Here is a 686-nt window from a genome sequence, read left to right as displayed (position 1 = left end):
CCGGCGATGATCAGCATCGAGTTGTTCAGCGAGAAGCCGATGCCCGCCGCTGCCCAGCCGGAGTAGCTGTTGAGCATCGACACGACCACTGGCATGTCCGCGCCACCGATCGGGATGATGATCAGCACGCCGAGCACGAAGGCCAGGGCCAGCATCACGGCGAAAGCGGTGTAGTCACCGGTGAGCATGAAGGTCACGCCCAGGCCCAGGGTGGCCAGGCCCAGCAGCAGGTTCAGCTTGTGCTGGCCACTGAACTGTACCGGTGCCCCCTGGAACAGGCGGAACTTGTACTTGCCGGCCAGCTTGCCGAAGGCAATGACCGAGCCGGAGAAGGTGATTGCCCCGATGGCGGCACCGAGGAACAGTTCCAGGCGGTTACCGGCCGGGATCGCGTCACCGAGCTGCTTGACGATGCCCAGCGACTGCGGCTCGACCACGGCAGCCACGGCGATGAACACCGCGGCCAGGCCGATCATGCTGTGCATGAAGGCGACCAGTTCCGGCATCTTGGTCATTTCAACGCGTTTGGCCATGATCGAACCGGCGGTGCCGCCGATCAGCAGGCCGACGATCACGTAGACGATACCGTCTTGCGCCAGCTCGGAGCCCAGCTTGTAGATCAGGCCGACCGTGGTGAGGATCGCCAGGCCCATGCCGAGCATGCCGAACAGGTTGCCACGACGCGA

Annotated in this window: 1 protein-coding gene; it reads right to left on the bottom strand. The window is 64.3% G+C overall.

The window, feature by feature from the left end; all coding sequences use genetic code 11:
- The coding region (locus ACM6G4_RS20635; RefSeq protein WP_414914499.1) for an NAD(P)(+) transhydrogenase (Re/Si-specific) subunit beta at window positions 1-686 on the bottom strand (686 nt) is incomplete at both ends.

Origin of the sequence: Pseudomonas sp. IT-P258 (assembly GCF_949767825.1) — a bacterium.
In the GTDB taxonomy this organism is placed as follows: domain Bacteria; phylum Pseudomonadota; class Gammaproteobacteria; order Pseudomonadales; family Pseudomonadaceae; genus Aquipseudomonas; species Aquipseudomonas monachiensis.
The sequence above is the reverse complement of the archived record's forward strand: the minus strand, read 5'-3'. Positions and strand labels throughout refer to the sequence as shown.